The organism is Streptomyces sp. NPDC093801, from assembly GCF_040701585.1.
In the GTDB taxonomy this organism is placed as follows: Bacteria; Actinomycetota; Actinomycetes; order Streptomycetales; family Streptomycetaceae; genus Streptomyces.
The window spans coordinates 1-15,790 of record NZ_JBFBDP010000021.1 but is presented as its reverse complement, the minus strand read 5'-3'; the positions used below and the strand labels follow the sequence as shown (position 1 = coordinate 15,790).

General features: G+C 74.5%; 12 protein-coding genes. 7 read left to right on the top strand and 5 right to left on the bottom strand.

Going from position 1 to position 15,790, the window contains the following annotated elements; genetic code table 11:
• The first annotated feature begins 31 nt into the window (after positions 1-31).
• The 4 genes from AB0469_RS24055 to AB0469_RS24040 are packed head-to-tail and all read left to right on the top strand — an operon-like array spanning position 32 to position 4,478.
• Positions 32-2,974 carry a nitrate- and nitrite sensing domain-containing protein gene (locus AB0469_RS24055; RefSeq protein ID WP_366453505.1) on the top strand — a complete coding sequence of 981 codons (2,943 nt, stop codon included), beginning with the start codon at positions 32-34 and terminating at the stop codon, positions 2,972-2,974.
• A complete protein-coding gene (locus AB0469_RS24050) occupies positions 2,971-3,408 on the top strand; it encodes a roadblock/LC7 domain-containing protein (protein ID WP_366453504.1) in 438 nt (145 codons plus the stop codon). The genes AB0469_RS24055 and AB0469_RS24050 overlap by 4 nt, the downstream gene beginning before the upstream one ends.
• 10 nt (positions 3,409-3,418) lie before the next feature.
• Positions 3,419-3,871, top strand: coding sequence for a DUF742 domain-containing protein (locus AB0469_RS24045; protein WP_366453503.1), 453 nt, complete (start codon positions 3,419-3,421; stop codon positions 3,869-3,871).
• Positions 3,852-4,478, top strand: a complete 627-nt coding sequence (locus AB0469_RS24040; protein WP_079424832.1) for an ATP/GTP-binding protein — start codon at positions 3,852-3,854, stop codon at positions 4,476-4,478. The genes AB0469_RS24045 and AB0469_RS24040 overlap by 20 nt, the downstream gene beginning before the upstream one ends.
• Before the next feature lie 206 nt (positions 4,479-4,684).
• Here the strand turns inward: AB0469_RS24040 and AB0469_RS24035 are convergent, their stop codons facing one another.
• Together AB0469_RS24035 and AB0469_RS24030 are read right to left on the bottom strand one after the other, a co-directional pair.
• Positions 4,685-5,875 (bottom strand): lipid-transfer protein, encoded by a 1,191-nt coding sequence (locus tag AB0469_RS24035; protein WP_366453502.1) that lies wholly within the window; start codon positions 5,873-5,875, stop codon positions 4,685-4,687.
• The gene (locus tag AB0469_RS24030) at positions 5,872-6,321 is read right to left on the bottom strand and encodes a zinc ribbon domain-containing protein (protein ID WP_366453501.1); all 450 of its coding nucleotides are present in this window, start codon (positions 6,319-6,321) and stop codon (positions 5,872-5,874) included. The genes AB0469_RS24035 and AB0469_RS24030 overlap by 4 nt, the downstream gene beginning before the upstream one ends.
• 125 nt (positions 6,322-6,446) lie before the next feature.
• Here AB0469_RS24030 and AB0469_RS24025 point away from each other — a divergent pair, with 125 nt between their 5' ends.
• Complete coding sequence (locus AB0469_RS24025; RefSeq protein ID WP_366453500.1) at positions 6,447-6,956, top strand: NUDIX domain-containing protein; 510 nt, start codon at positions 6,447-6,449, stop codon at positions 6,954-6,956.
• A 426-nt stretch (positions 6,957-7,382) separates the two neighbouring features.
• Here the strand turns inward: AB0469_RS24025 and AB0469_RS24020 are convergent, their stop codons facing one another.
• A complete protein-coding gene (locus AB0469_RS24020; RefSeq protein WP_366453499.1) occupies positions 7,383-9,731 on the bottom strand; it encodes a TIM-barrel domain-containing protein in 2,349 nt (782 codons plus the stop codon).
• A 210-nt stretch (positions 9,732-9,941) separates the two neighbouring features.
• On the opposite strand from AB0469_RS24020, the gene AB0469_RS24015 reads away from it, so the two are divergent.
• A complete protein-coding gene (locus AB0469_RS24015; RefSeq protein ID WP_366453498.1) occupies positions 9,942-11,918 on the top strand; it encodes an acetoacetate--CoA ligase in 1,977 nt (658 codons plus the stop codon).
• A gap of 70 nt (positions 11,919-11,988) precedes the next feature.
• Complete coding sequence (locus tag AB0469_RS24010; RefSeq protein WP_366453497.1) at positions 11,989-12,921, top strand: hypothetical protein; 933 nt, start codon at positions 11,989-11,991, stop codon at positions 12,919-12,921.
• Positions 12,922-13,005: 84 nt separating this feature from the next.
• Here the strand turns inward: AB0469_RS24010 and ptsP are convergent, their stop codons facing one another.
• Together ptsP and AB0469_RS24000 are read right to left on the bottom strand one after the other, a co-directional pair.
• Positions 13,006-14,676: a phosphoenolpyruvate--protein phosphotransferase gene (gene ptsP / locus AB0469_RS24005; RefSeq protein ID WP_366453496.1), complete on the bottom strand. Its 1,671-nt coding sequence runs from the start codon at positions 14,674-14,676 to the stop codon at positions 13,006-13,008.
• A gap of 77 nt (positions 14,677-14,753) precedes the next feature.
• Positions 14,754-15,203 (bottom strand): PTS glucose transporter subunit IIA, encoded by a 450-nt coding sequence (locus AB0469_RS24000; protein ID WP_366453495.1) that lies wholly within the window; start codon positions 15,201-15,203, stop codon positions 14,754-14,756.
• Between the last annotated feature and the right edge of the window lie 587 nt (positions 15,204-15,790).

The window sequence follows — 15,790 nt, the reverse complement described above, 5'->3', positions numbered from 1 at the left end:
CGGGGTTGAGCTGGGGGAGGCTGGGGAGGCCATGCGCTTTCGCGGGAAGTCGATCCGCCGGAAGATCGTGGCGTTGCTCCTGGTGCCGCTCGTCTCCCTGACCGCCCTCTGGGGCTTCTCGACGGTCATCACCGGCCGCGAAGCCGTGCAGCTGCTCGACGTCGCCTACGTCATCGACAAGGTCGGCTACCCCATCGAGGACGTCGTCCGCGTCATCCAGAAGGAACGCCGCCAGACCCTCGTCGTCCTCGGCGACCCCCGCGCCGCCGCGGCCACCGCCGAGCTCGCCAAGAGCCGCACCGCCACCGACGAGATGGTCCGCAAGATCACCGCGAACGCCACCGACCCCGAGGTCCTCGACGAGCTCAGCCCCGCCACCCGGCAGCGCCTGAGCTCCATCCTCGACGCCTTCCACGGCATCGCCGCCCTGCGCCGCTCCGTCGACGCCAACAGCCTCGACCCCACCCAGGCCCTCGACCTCTACAGCCGGCTCGTCGACCCCTGCTACGACTTCCTCATGAACCTCCACGCCCTGGAGAACGTGGAGATGGACAAGCAGGGCCGCGCCCTGGTCGGCATCACCCGCGCCCGCGAGACCCTCTCCCGCGAGGACGCGGTCGTCGCCTCCACCCTCGCCGCCGGCAGCGTCGCCGCCAACGACGTCCGCCGCGTCTCCACCTTCGTCGCCAACCGCAGCCTGCTCTACGAGTTCAACCTCGCGATCCTCCCGGCCGACGACCGCAAGCTCTTCGAACGGTACTGGAACGGCCCCGAGAGCAAGGCCCTGCGCGACACGGAGGAACGGTTCATCTCGGCGGGCGCCGTCAAGAACCCGCGCACCGTCACCGCCGCCCAGTGGGACGAGGCCGCCCGCAAGGTCCTCGACGACCTCGCCACCATGGGCACCGCCGCCGGCGACCGCTACCAGAAGCGCGTCGCACCCGTCGCGAAGGACGTCCTCGTCCAGGCCGCCGTCGCCGGCGTCCTCGGCTTCATCGCCCTCGCCGTCTCCCTCGTCCTGTCCGTCCGCATCGGCCGCGACCTGATCCGCGACCTCTCCCGGCTGCGCAAGGACGCCCACGAGGCCTCCGGCGTCCGCCTGCCCAGCGTGATGCGCCGCCTCGCCGCCGGGGAGACCGTGGACGTCGAGACCGAGGCGCCCCGCCTGGAGTTCGAGAAGGACGAGGTCGGCCAGGTCGGCCTGGCCCTCAACAGCCTCCAGCGCGCCGCCGTCGAGGCCGCCGTCAAGCAGGCCGAGCTGCGCCGCGGCGTCTCCGAGGTCTTCGTCAACCTCGCCCGCCGCAACCAGGTGCTCCTGCACCGCCAGCTGACCCTCCTCGACACCATGGAACGGCGCACCGAGGACGCCGAGGAACTCGCCGACCTGTTCCGCCTCGACCACATGACCACCCGCATGCGCCGCCACGCCGAGGGCCTGGTGATCCTCTCCGGCGCCGCCCCCTCCCGCCAGTGGCGCAAGCCCGTCCAGCTGATGGACGTCGTCCGGGCCGCCGTCGCCGAGGTCGAGGACTACGAGCGGATCGAGGTGCGCCGCCTGCCGCGCATCGGCATCGAGGGCCCGGCCGTCGCCGACGTCACCCACCTGGTCGCCGAACTCCTGGAGAACGCCACGGTGTTCTCGCCCCCGCACACCGCCGTCCAGGTCCACGGCGAGCGCGTCGCCAACGGCTTCACCCTGGAGATCCACGACCGCGGCCTCGGCATGAACCCGGAGGCCCTCCTCGACGCGAACCTCCGGCTCGCCGAGACCCCGGAGTTCGAGCTCTCCGACACCGACCGCCTCGGCCTGTTCGTGGTCAGCCGCCTGGCGCGCCGCCACAGCATCAAGGTGGCCCTCCAGCCCAGCCCGTACGGGGGCACCACCGCGGTGGTCTTCCTCCCGGCCGACCTGCTCACGGAGGCCCCCGACACCAACGGCAGCGGCCTCCGCCTCGACGCCGTACGGGCGACCAGGGGCGCCGCGGCGGTCAAGGGCGTCAAGGCGGCCCCGGGCGCGCGGGGCGCCGGCCGCCCCTCGCCCGGCGCCCTCGACCGCGCCCCGTCGGCCCGCCCGCTGCCGGCCGGCGTGCTCAACGGCCCGGTCGAGCTGGAGGGCCCGCTGGGCGTCCTCGGCCTGGAGGGGCCGGACGGACTGGAGGGCCTCGACGGGCTCGCCGACCTGGACGACACGATCACCGGCGTCGCCGGGGCCGGCGGCCGCCCGCCCATGGCCAGCCTCGACGACGAGACCCCGCCGGGCGGCACCCCGCGCAGCGTCCTCCTGGGCCTGGGCTCCGCGGGCCGCCCCGACGGCGACCGGCGCGGCGGCGAGCGCGGCACCTGGAAGGGCGACCGGATCGGCGACGGCAGCGCCGAACGGCACCGCGACTGGGGCCGGGCCCGCGACACCGACCGGGAGGGCGCCGGGCGGGCCCGCGGCCGCGGGCCCGCCGACCGCACCCGGGGCGCCGACCGGGAGGCCCCGGCCCCCACCGGCCCGGTCCGCGCCGAGCGCGCGCACCTGGACGCGGTCCGCCCCGAGGGGCCCCGCTCCGGGGCCGTCCCGCTGCCCCGCCGGCGCCCCACCCCGACCCTGGTCGCCGAGCACGGCCGCCGCGTGGACCCCCGCCCGTCCGGCCCGAAGGCCCCGGACCGGCCGGAGCCCGCCCCCGCGGCGCCCCGCGCCGCCGGCCCGGGCGCACTGCCCCGCCGGGTCCGCCAGGCGAACCTCGCACCCCAGCTGAAGAACGCTCAGGCCCCCGCCGAGCCCGAAGCCCCCGAGGCGCCGCCGACCGACCGCGACGCCGAGGACGTGCGCGCCCGTATGTCCGCGCTCCAGCGCGGCTGGACGGCGGGCCGCAGAGAGTACGCAGAACAGCAAGACCGGCAGCAGGCACCGCAGCAGTCCGAGACCGCGGGCGGCACCCCCGCCGCCACCGGTCCCGCGCACGAGAACGAAGGGGACGGTCGATGACCGCACCGCAGAACGGAACCGACAGCAGGGGCCGCGGCCCCGGCCCGCTCAACTGGCTCCTCGACGAACTCGTCGACAAGGTCGCCAGCATCCGCAAGGCGGTGGTCCTCTCCGGCGACGGCCTGCCGACGGGCAGCTCCAAGGACCTGACCCGCGAGGACAGCGAGCACCTGGCCGCCGTGGCCTCGGGCTTCCACAGCCTGGCCAAGGGCGTCGGCCGGCACTTCGAGTCCGGCCGGGTCCGCCAGACCGTCGTCGAGCTGGACGAGGCCTTCCTGTTCGTGATGGCCGCCGGCGACGGCAGCTGCCTGGCCGTGCTCTCCGACTCCGACTCCGACGTCGGCCAGGTCGCGTACGAGATGACCCTCATGGTCAAGCGCGTCGGCGACCACCTGGCGACCGCCCCGCGCACCGGGCTGCCAGCCGGAGGGTGAGTCGGACCGTATGAGCGATCCAGGCCACGACCACCTCCCGAACTCCCCGCGACCCGCGCAGGACCCCGGCGCGGCGCACGGGAGCGGCCACCCGCACTGGTTCGACGACGAAGCGGGGCCCGTCGTACGCCCGTACGCCATGACCCGCGGCCGGACCCGCCACGCCGCCCAGCACCGCCTCGACCTGATCGCCCTCGTCGCCGCCGAACCGGCGGCCGACGATCCGGTCTGGGACCTGACCCTGTCCCCGGAACACGCCCACATCCTCGGGCTGTGCCGGGAACGCCCGCAGTCCGTCGCCGAGCTCGCCGCGGACCTGGACCTCGCCATCGGCGTCGTCCGGGTCCTCATCGGAGACCTCGTCGACGACGAACTGGTCCACGTGACCCGGCCGGTCCCCCCGGCCGAACTGCCCGACGAATCCATTCTGCGTGAGGTGATCGATGGCCTTCGGGCGCTCTAGCCGCACCGGTGCGATGCATGCCGTCTCGCCGGTCGAACCGCTGACTCTGAAGATCCTGGTCGCGGGAGGCTTCGGGGTGGGCAAGACCACCCTGGTCAGTGCGGTGAGCGAGATCCGTCCGCTGCGGACGGAGGAGACGCTCTCCGAACCGGGCGTCGGCATCGACGACACCGGGGGAGTGGAGCAGAAGAGCACCACGACCGTGGCCATGGACTTCGGCCGCATCACCCTCCGCGAGGACCTGGTGCTGTACCTCTTCGGCACGCCGGGACAGGACCGCTTCTGGTTCCTGTGGGACGAGCTCTCGCAGGGCTCGCTCGGTGCCGTCGTCCTGGCCGACACCCGCCGGCTCGCCGACTGCTTCGCCGCCATCGACTACTTCGAGCGGCGCGGCCTGCCCTTCCTCGTCGCGGTCAACTGCTTCGACGGGGCCGAGCGACACCCCGTGGTGACCATCCGCGAGGCGCTCGACCTCGACCCCGAGGTACCGGTGCTGCTCTGCGACGCCCGGGACCGCGAGTCGGTCAAGGACGTGCTGGTGGGAGTCGTCGAACACGCCATGTCGCTGGCCCGGGCCCGCCGGGCGAGCCTCACGGCCGGAGCCTGACCGGACGGCCCGCGTGGAGGCGGCCCGTACCCCCGCCGACTGGGGTACGGGCCGCGGCTCTCATGGGGGGCTACGAGGGTCCCGGCGCTCGCCGGCGCGGGACCGTGGGGAGAGTGTGAACCCGCCGCCCGGGGGCGTCAAGCACTCCGGCGACAGCACTTGTGCCCGCCCCGCCGCCCCCGCTGGTGGAGGCGCCCCCGCAGCTTTCAGCGCACCGCCACGACGGCCGACCCGTGCCCGAAGAGCCCCTGGTTCGCGGTGATCCCGGCCCGCGCCCCCGGCACCTGCCGGGCCCCCGCCGTCCCCCGCAGCTGCCAGGTCAGCTCGCACACCTGGGCGATGGCCTGCGCCGGCACCGCCTCCCCGAAGGAGGCCAGCCCCCCGCTCGGGTTGACCGGCACCCGTCCGCCGAGCGCGGTCGCCCCCTCCCGGACGAGCTTGGCCCCCTCGCCCTCACCGCACAGGCCGATGTCCTCGTACCACTCCAGCTCCAGCGCGGTCGACAGGTCGTACACCTCGGCCAGCGACAGGTCCTCCGGCCCCAGCCCCGCCTCCTCGTACGCCGCCCGGGCGATGGAGGCCCGGAAGGAGCCCGCCGCCGCGGGCACCGCCACCGTCGAATCGGTGGCGATGTCCGGCAGGTCCAGCACGGTGCGCGGATACGTGGGCGTCACCGTCGACACCGCCCGGATCCGCACCGGGTCGGCCACCCCGCGCGCCCGCGCGAAGTCCATGCCGCACAGCACCAGTGCCGCGCCCCCGTCGGAGGTCGCGCAGATGTCCAGCAGCCGCAGCGGATCGGCGACCACCGCCGACGCCGCCACCTCCCCGGCCGTCACGGCCTTGCGGTAGCGGGCGTTCGGGTTGAGCGCCCCGGCCGCCGCGTTCTTCACCTTGACCTGCGCGAAGTCCTCGCCGGTGTCCCCGTACAGGGCCATCCGGCGGCGGGCGTACAGCGCGAAGTACGCCGGGTTCGTCGCCCCGAGCAGCCGGAACCGCAGCCAGTCGGGATCGTCCGGCCGGTCGCCGCCGGCCGGGGCGAAGAACCCCTTCGGCGCGGCGTCCGCGCCCACCACCAGCACCACGTCGGCCAGCCCGGCCAGGATCTGCGCCCGGGCCGCCCCGATGGCCTGGGCCCCGGAGGCGCAGGCCGCGTACACGCTGGTCACCCGGGCGCCCTGCCAGCCGAGCGCCCGCGCGAAGGTTGCCCCGGCGACGTAGCCCGGATACCCGCCGCGCACGGTGTCGGCGCCGACGACGGACCGTACGTCGCTCCACTCCAGCCCGGCGTCGTCGAGCGCGGCCCGCGCGGCCGCCCGCCCGTACTCGACGAAGCTGCGGCCCCACTTGCCCCACGGGTGCATACCGGCTCCCAGCACGGCCACGTCCCCGCTCACCGGGCCCCCTCCACCGGCCTGAACCGCCAGGTCGCGCCGGTGCTCCCGGCGTCCCCGTCGAGCACCCCGGAGACCACCTCCACCTCCATGCCGACCGCCAGGTCCGCCACCGTCACCCCGGGCGCCGCCTGCCCGAGCACGACCATCCCCTCGGCCTCCAGTTCCACCGCGACCAGCGTGTACGGCTCCCAGGGCGCGTCCGGGTCGGACACGTAGGGGGCGGGCGGGCGGTAGCGCCCGTCGGTGTAGGACCAGACGCGGCCGCGCGGCGACAGCGGGACCTCCACGAGCGCACCGCCGCCGGGGCAGTGCGGATTGCGGCAGTACGCGTCCTCGCGCGGGAAGAACACCGCCGTACAGGCGGAGCACTTCGTGCCGAGGAGGCGGAAGCCGCCGGGCGTATCGGCGAACCATCCGCTCACCACGGGTGTACGTGTGCGTGCCAAGACCCCTCCCGAAACCGTATCTGACGATCCGTCAGCAGTCTGCCACGCCGGAGCCCCCGGGTCACCGGTCCCGACCGCGGACCCAACCGCCTTCACCCCCAAGACCCTTGACATACGATCACCGCATGCCGGAACACCTGAGGGACTCGCACTGCTCCACCTGCGGAGCTCCGTTCGACACCACCGACTGGCCCCGCGCCTGCGCCGCCTGCGGCACCGTCGCCTACCGCAACCCGCTCCCGGTGGCCGTCGCCCTGCTCCCCGTCGAGGACTCCTCCGGCACCGGCCTGGTGGTCATCACCCGCACCATCGAACCCGCCAAGGGCGGGGTCGCCCTGCCCGGCGGGTTCATCGACTTCGGCGAGGACTGGCGCGACGCGGTGGTCCGCGAACTCCGCGAGGAGACCGGCATCGAGGCCGGTGCCGCCGAGGTGACCCTCGCCGACGTCCTCAGCTCCCCGCACGGCCACCTCCTCGTCTTCGGCCTCCTCCCGCCCCGCCCGGCCTCCGCCCTCCCGCCCCCGGTGCCCACCGACGAGACGACGGGCTGGCACGTCCTCCACGCCCCGGCGGACCTGGCCTTCCCCCTCCACACCCGGGCCACCGCCTCCTGGTTCGCAGGCCACTACACCTGACCCCGCACGCCCCGTCCCGGCCCCCACCCGACCAGGGGGCAACGGGCACATCCCCGCCCGGCCACGGCAGGGGCGCCGGCCCCTCCCACACCCGGCCCGTCCAGTGCAACGGGCCCGACCCCGTCCCGGCCCCCACCCGACCAGGGGGCAACGGGCACATCCCCGCCCGGCCACGGCAGGGGCGCCGGCCCCTCCCGCACCCGGCCCGTCCAGTGCAACGGGCCCGACCCCGTCCCGGCCCCCACCCGACCAGGGGGCAACGGGCACACCCCCGCCCGGCCACGGCAGGGGCGCCGGCCCCTCCCACACCCGGCCCGTCCAGTGCAACGGGCCCGACCCCGGCCCCGCCCCCCGACCCGGGCAGGGCAGGGGCTGCGGTCCTTCCCCGCTCCCGCCCCCGGCCCGGCAGGGCCGGGGGCGGCGGTCCTACACCCCCCGCACCTCCACCCCGCTCACCACGCCGCCCGCCTCGTCCTCCACCACCACCGCCTCCCCGGCCCACCGCACGGTGTACCGCTCCACCTCGCCCGCCTCGAACCCCGCCCCCGGATCCCGGATCACCACCCCGCCGCCGGTCCGCCCGCGCGCCGGCGCCCACGCCTCCAGGCCCACCGTCCCGTCCGCGCGCCGCACCGGCAGCACGGACCCCGCCCGCGCCAGCACCGGGGTGCGCCCCGGCGGGGCGTCCAGCAGCACCTGCCCCGGCCCCTCGTGCGCCGCCCCCGTCGCCGTGTCGTACCAGCGCCCCCGCGGCAGCCGGACCGCCCGCCGGTCCGCCCCGCAGTCCAGCACCGGCGCCACCAGAAGCGCGTCCCCCAGCAGGAACGCGTCCTCGCAGTCCCGCAGCCGCCGGTCCTCCGGCGCCCCCCACCACAGCGGCCGCACGTACGGCGCCCCCGTCCGCCGCGCCAGGTGCGCCAGCGTCACGAAGTACGGCCGCAGCCGCTCCCGCTCCGCCAGCACCCGCGCCGCACCCTCCGCCACCTCGGGCCCGAACTCCCACGGCTCCCGCCGCCCCGCCCAGATCGCCGCATGCGTCCGGAACAGCGGCAGGTACGCCCCCAGCTCCAGCCACCGCAGGTACAGCTCCGGCGACGGCGAGCCCCCGAAGCCCCCCACGTCCGGTCCGGAGTACGGCACCCCGCACAGCCCGAGCCCCAGCACCAGCGCCAGCGACGCCCGCAGCCCCTCCCAGCTGCTCTCCACGTCACCGGACCAGGTGCCCCCGTACCGCTGCATCCCCGCCCACCCCGACCGGGAGAAGAGGAACGGCCGCTCCGCCGGCCGCAGCCGCACCAGCCCCTCCCACCCCGCCCGCGCCATCCCCAGCGCGTACACGTTGTGCCCCTCCCGGTGGTCGCCGCCCGCCCCCTCCAGCACGTGCCGCGCCGACCGGGGCAGCGTCGCGTCCCCCCACGGCGCGAACGACACCGGCTCGTTCATGTCGTGCCAGAACCCCGAGAAGCCCTGCGCGAGCCGCTCCCCGTACAGCCCGCCCCACCACTCCCGCGCCGCCGGATCGGTGAAGTCCGGATAGGCGCACTCACCCGGCCAGACCTCCCCCCGCACCTCCCGCCCCCGCGCGTCCCGCACGAACGCCCCGTGCGCCCCGACCTCCAGGCCCGAGGCGTGCACCGCGTCCCCCGCCTTCACCGCCGGGTCCACGATCGACACCAGCCGCACCCCGGCCGCGCCCAGCTCCCGGGCCAGCCCCGGCAGATCGGGGAACGCCTCCCGGTCCACCGTGAACACCCGGTGCCCGTCGTAGTGGTCGATGTCCAGGTGCACGGCGGACAGCGCGAGCCCCCGCTCCGCGTACCCCGCCACCACCCGCCGCACCTCCGCCGCGCTCCCGAACCCCCACCGCGCGTGCTGGTACCCCAGCGCCCACTCCGGCGGCACCGCGGGCGCCCCCGTGAGCCCCGCCCACCCCTGCGCCACCCGTCCGGGCGTACCCACCAGCACCCAGCACCGCGGCGGCCCGCCCTCCAGGCGCAGCTCGCTCGATCCCGGCCGGTCCGCCCCCGAACCGGCCCCCTCCTCGCCCTCGCGCAGCACCACCCGCCCGTCCCAGGTGTTGTCGTAGAACGCCAGGTGCGTCCCCGCGTCCGCGACCACGACCTGGACCGGCATCGTGATGTACAGCGGATCGGTGCCCGGCCCGAACCCGCCCTTCGGGTCGGTGTTCCACAAGCGGTACTCCCCGTCCCGCAGCCGCGGCCCCCGCGCCCGCCCGCCCAGTCCGAAGAACCGGGCGTCCGCCGGCACCTCCGCCCGCTGCGACCACCGCGAGCCGCCCCCGGGCACCCCCTCCGCCGGATCCCACCAGCGCGGGGGCAGCTCCCGCCGGAGCACCGCCCCGCCCGGGGTCCGCACCTCCACCGCCCCGTGCCGCGACACCGCCACCGTCACCCGCTCCGACACCACCCGCCAGCCGCCCCCGGTGTCCGGCTCCAGCACCGCCCGCGGATCCGGCTCCGGCCCCCCGCCCAGGACCGCGTACGAGGGCTCCGGCCCCGCCCCGTCCCAGCCCCAGAACACCGCGCCGCCCACGCCCACCCGCACCGTCAGCTCACTGCGCGCGAACCGCAGCACGCCCCCGCCCGGCCGCGGCTCCGTACCCTCCAGCAGCCCCGGCACCCGCGCCCGCTCCGCACCCCGCGGAGCCAGCACCTCCGCGTCCGTCCGCCGGTGCCGCAGCGCCGCGCGCCAGGCGCGCCGCCCACGCGCCGTACCGATCTCTTTCACCGCACGCACCAGCTCACGACCGTCCATGGCGATCACCCTGCCACCGGCCCCCCGCCGAGCGGGCGGCGTTCAGCTGCCGTTCACCCGGGAAAGGAACACCCCGACCGCCGCGGACGGCTCTGGTGCGGATGTCGATCACATGGCATCGTCCCTGTGGGCCGCCGCGCGCACACCGACGCAGCGGTGGCACCGTACGCACACGAAGCGCGAGCCACAGACTTGACCGGGAGCCGACCCATGACCTCTGCCACCCAGCCGGAACCCCTCTGGTCCCCGGGCCCCGACCGGATCGCCGCAGCCCGCGTCACCGCCTTCCAGGCCTGGGCCGCGGAGCGCTTCGACGCCCCCGCCGAGGGCGGCTACCCGGCCCTGCAGCGCTGGTCCGTCGACGAGCTCGACGTCTTCTGGCAGGCCGTCGCCGAATGGTTCGACGTACGGTTCACCACCCCCTACCAGAGCGTCCTCGCCGACCGCTCCATGCCCGGCGCCCACTGGTTCACCGGCTCCACCCTCAACTACGCCGAGCACGCACTGCGCGCCGCCGAGGACCCCGCCCGCGCCCAGGACCCCGCCCTCCTCCACGTCGACGAGACCCACGAGCCGGTCCCGGTCACCTGGTCCGAGCTCCGCCGCCAGGTCGGCTCCCTCGCCGCCGAGCTGCGCGCCCTCGGCGTACGCCCCGGAGACCGCGTCAGCGGCTACCTCCCCAACATCCCCGAAGCGGTCGTGGCCCTCCTCGCCACCGCCGCCGTCGGCGGAGTCTGGACCTCCTGCGCCCCCGACTTCGGCGCCCGCAGCGTCCTCGACCGCTTCGAGCAGGTCGAACCCGTCGTCCTGTTCACCATCGACGGCTACCGCTACGGCGGCAAGCAGCACGACCGCCGCGACACCGTGGCCGAGCTGCGCGAAGGGCTCCCCTCCCTGCGCGCCGTCGTCCACATCCCGCTCCTGGGCACCCCCGCCCCCGAGGGCACCCGCGCCTGGTCGGAGCTGACGTCCGGCGACACCGAGCCCGTCTTCGAGCCCGTCCCCTTCGACCACCCGCTGTGGATCCTCTACTCCTCGGGCACCACCGGCGTGCCGAAGGCGATCGTCCAGTCCCAGGGCGGGATCCTCCTCGAACACCTCAAGCAGCTCGGCCTGCACTGCGACCTGGGGCCCGAGGACCGGTTCTTCTGGTACACCTCCACCGGCTGGATGATGTGGAACTTCCTCGTCTCCGGCCTCCTCACCGGCACCACCGTCGTCCTCTACGACGGCAGCCCCGGCCACCCCGACACCGGCGCCCAGTGGCGGATCGCCGAGCGCACGGGGGCCACCCTCTACGGCACCTCCGCCGCCTACGTCATGGCCTGCAAGAAGGCCGAGGTGCACCCGTCCCGCGACTTCGACCTCTCCGCCGTCAAGTGCGTGGCCACCACCGGTTCCCCGCTCCCGCCCGACGGCTTCCGCTGGCTCCACGACGAGGTCGCCGAGGACCTGTGGATCGCCTCGGTCAGCGGCGGCACCGACGTGTGCAGCTGCTTCGCCGGCGCCGTCCCCACCCTCCCGGTCCACATCGGCGAGCTCCAGGCCGCCTGCCTCGGCACGGACCTCCAGTCCTGGGACCCGGCCGGCAAGCCCCTCACCGGCGAGGTCGGCGAGCTCGTCGTCGCGGCCCCCATGCCCTCCATGCCGATCCACTTCTGGAACGACGCGGACGGCAGCCGCTACCGCGACAGCTACTTCGAGATGTTCCCGGGCGTCTGGCGGCACGGCGACTGGATCACGATCACCGACCGCGGCTCCGTCGTCATCCACGGCCGCTCCGACTCCACCCTCAACCGGCAGGGCGTCCGGATGGGCTCCGCAGACATCTACGAGGCCGTCGAACGGCTCCCCGAGATCAAGGAATCCCTGGTCATCGGCCTGGAGGAGCCGAACGGCGGCTACTGGATGCCGCTCTTCGTCCACCTCGCCCCCGGCGCCGTCCTCGACGAGGCCCTGCGCAAGAAGATCGCCGCGACCATCCGCGAACAGCTCTCCCCGCGCCACGTCCCCGACGAGGTCATCGAGGTCCCGGCCGTCCCGCACACCCTGACCGGCAAGCGCATCGAGGTGCCCGTCAAGCGGCTCCTCCAGGGCACCCCGATGGCCAAGGCGGTCAACCCCGGCTCCGTCGACAACCCGGACCTGCTCGCCTTCTACGAGGAGCTCGGCCGCACCCGGAGGTGACTGTCAGTGCTCGTGGTTACCGTGAGTGAGCAAGCCGTCGCGCCGTGCGGCGCGCCACTCAGGGGGAGCCATGAACACCACACCCGACACCTCGCACCACGACACCCCACGCGGCAGGAACACCACCTCCCGCCTCCGCCGTGAGCTGCGCCGCGAGGTCCCCAGCACCGTCGGCCTCCTCGCCGACGCCCGGGACTTCGCGGCCATGCGGGACTACCGCAGCTTCGCCTTCGACCACCACGACGAATACGCCGACTACCTCCACCACGTCGACGCCCTGCTGCGCTCCCTCGCGGCCCAGGGCATCCACACCACCGTCGCCCTCTTCGACCCCGGGGAATACGCCGACTACTGCGCCGAACACGGGCTCGACCCGGACAGCGCCCCGACCCGTACGCGCTTCACCGCCGAACTCGCCTGCGGCCCCGCCCTGCCCTACGCGGGCCAGCCCGTCGAGGAGCTCCTGCCGCTCCTCGTCGACGCCGCCGTCCGCCGGGCGACCTGGGAGTACGCCGGCGCGCTGCTCGCCGGAGCGGGGGAGTGCGCGGACTGCGGCGAGGACATCGGCCGGGCCTCCTTCGAACGGGCATCCGCTCTCCTGCACCGGCTCGTCGACGGGGCCGGCCCGGGCCACCACCACCTCGTGTGCAGCGTCCCCACGGAGACGGAGCAGCTCATCGCCGCCCTGCACGCCGAGGCACCCGCCGCACCCGGCGGCCCGCTCCGCGCGGAGGGCCGCGACCAGCTCGACTTCGTGACCGTCCTGGCCGCCGGCCTCGCCCTCGGCGGCGCCGGCGGACTGGTCCTGCGCAGCACCACCGGGGGCACCCCGGACCGGGTCCACGGCTGGCGCCTGGACCGCGGCCGCCTGGTGGCCCTCTCCGCCGCAGCCGTGTTCGACGCCTACTGCACGGACGCCGACACCGGCGAACCCGTACCCCCGGAACCGGGCGTCGAGTACTGCCCCGGCTACGAGGTCGACGGCCCCGGCCCCCACGCCTGAGGCCGGACCCGCCCCGCCCCCGGGAACGGCCGAGGGGCCCCCGCCACCGGCGAAGGCCCCTCGGCCGTCACGACACGCGTCCGGCTACTCGCCCGACAGCACCGCCTGAGCGGCCACCCGCGCCTCCTCGGCGCTGTCCGCGGCCCGCGCGGCCGCCGCCGCGCGCTCGCACTGCGCGAGGGTGTACTTCGCGAGCGTCGCCCGCACGTACGGGATGGAAGCGGAACCCATCGACAGGGAGGTGACACCCAGACCCGTCAGCACACAGGCCAGCAGCGGGTCCGACGCGGCCTCACCGCAGACGCCGCAGCTCTTGCCCTCCGCCCTGGCGGCCTCGGCCGACAGGGCGATCAGGTCGAGCAGCGCCGGCTGCCACGGGTCCTGGAGCCGCGACACCGCGCCCACCTGACGGTCGGCGGCGAAGGCGTACTGCGCGAGGTCGTTCGTGCCCAGCGACAGGAACTCGACCTCCTGCAGGATGGAGCGCGCCCGCAGCGCGGCGGAGGGGATCTCCACCATCGCCCCGAACTTCGCCCGCAGACCGGCCTCGCGGCAGGCGTCCGCGAACGCCTTCGCGTCGATCCGGTCGGCCACCATCGGCGCCATGACCTCGAGGTAGACCGGCAGGCCCTCCGCCGCCTTCGCCAGCGCCGTCAGCTGCGTCCGCAGCACCTCGGGGTGGTCCAGCAGCGTCCGCAGACCGCGCACGCCCAGCGCCGGGTTCGGCTCGTCGGCCGGCGTGAGGAAGTCCAGCGGCTTGTCGGCGCCCGCGTCCAGGACGCGCACGACCACACGGCCCTCGGGGAAGGCCTCCAGCACCTTGCGGTACGACTCGATCTGCTTCTCCTCGGACGGAGCCTTCTTGCTGTCGTCCAGGAACAGGAACTCGGTGCGGAACAGGCCCACGCCCTCGGCCCCGGCCTCCACCGCGGCCGGCACGTCCGCCGGACCGCCCACGTTGGCCAGCAGCGGCACCTTGTGACCGTCGGAGGTGGCACCCGGACCGGAGGAGGCGGCCAGCGCCGCCTTCCGCTCGGCCGCCGCGGCCTCCAGCTCGGCCCGCTTCTCGGCGGTCGGCTCGACGAACAGGTCGCCGGTGCTGCCGTCCACGGCGATGACCGTGCCCTCGGCGATCTCCCCGGCCCCCGGCAGCGCCACGATGGCCGGCACGCCCAGCGCCCGCGCGAGGATCGCGCTGTGGCTGGTCGGCCCGCCCTCCTCGGTCACGAAGCCGAGCACCAGCGCCGGGTCCAGCAGCGCCGTGTCCGCGGGGGCCAGGTCCCGCGCGATCAGCACGTACGGCTCGTCGCTGTCCGGCACACCCGGCATCGGCACGCCCAGCAGGCGCGCCACGATCCGGTTGCGCACGTCGTCCAGGTCGGCCACCCGCCCGGCCATGTACTCGCCGGCCCCCGCGAGCAGGTCGCGGTAGGACGCGAAGGCGTCGTACACGGCGCGCTCGGCGGTGCTGCCGACGACGATCCGCCGGTCCACGTCCGACATCAGCTCGGGGTCCGTGGCGATCATCGCCTGGGCCTCGAGCACGTGCTGGGCCTCGCCGCCCGCCAGCTGGCCGCGCGCCATCAGGTCGGCCGACACCGCTTCCACGGCCTGACGCGCGCGCCCCTGTTCGCGCTCCGCCTCGTCCGCGGCGATCTGCTTCGCCGGCGGCTCCAGCACGGCCGTACCCATGTGCCGCACCTCGCCGATCGCCACACCGTGGCTCACGCCGACGCCTCGCAGCGTTGTCTCCATTTCACCGTCTCCGATTGAGCGGCGGCCGCAGCCGCCGCGGTGGATGTCCGACTCGCCCGCGGGAGCAGGCGGATGCCTCACTGCCAGCTGAAGAGGACGTCGTCGGCCTTGACGTCCCCGGACTCGACCACGTCGGAGAGCGAGTCCGTCGTCGCCTCCAGCGCCACGACCGGGCAGATCGGAGACTTGCCGGCGGCCTCGACGGCGGCCGGGTCCCAGCGGATGACCTCCTGGCCGCGGACCACGGTGTCGCCCTTGTTCACGAGCAGCTCGAAGCCCTCGCCGTTCAGCTGGACGGTGTCGATCCCGAGGTGCGTCAGCACACCGTGGCCCTCACCGTCGACCACGACGTACGCGTGCGGGTGCAGGGAGACGACCACACCGTCGACGGGGGAAACCGCCGCGGAGGGCTCGCGCACCGGATCGATGGCAGTGCCCGGTCCCACCATCGCGCCGGAGAACACCGGGTCGGGCACTGCCGCGAGTCCGATGGCGCGTCCGGAAAGTGGGGACGTCACGCTGGTCATGGGGGCCTCCCAGGGGTGGGGCTACGTGGTGCCGCCGTCACAGCCTGTTGCGAACGGCGTACTCGTCTGAAGGATATTGCACAGGTTGTACGGGTTCGCCCGATGTCGTTCCCGATCCGGACTGACCCTTGGACACGGAGACTAGTGGACTAGACCGGTGGACTAGACCATACGCGTGAATCGATTTGCCTGCGCTCCGGCGGGCCTGTACTGTCGGGACTCCCGCCGAGACGTGTTGCGTGAACATCTCGCAAACAGTCAATGGACGGGACCCCTCCTCAGCAGTGACGATCTCGATCTCCACTCCTTTTCGACGCGCCGTTCCGGCGCGACGCAGGGTGGTCGGAGAGAAGGAAAAGCACTGATAAGGTCGGAGCCGCTGGAAAGGGAAAACGCGAAAGTGAAGGACCTGGAAAGCGAGTGAGAAAGACTCTGATAGAGTCTGGATCACAAGAACGAAAGCCCGGAGGAAAGCCCGAGAGGGTGAGTACAAAGGAAGCGTCCGTTCCTTGAGAACTCAACAGCGTGCCAAAAATCAACGCCAGAAGTTGATACCCCGTCCACTCCGGTGGATGAGGTTCCTTTGA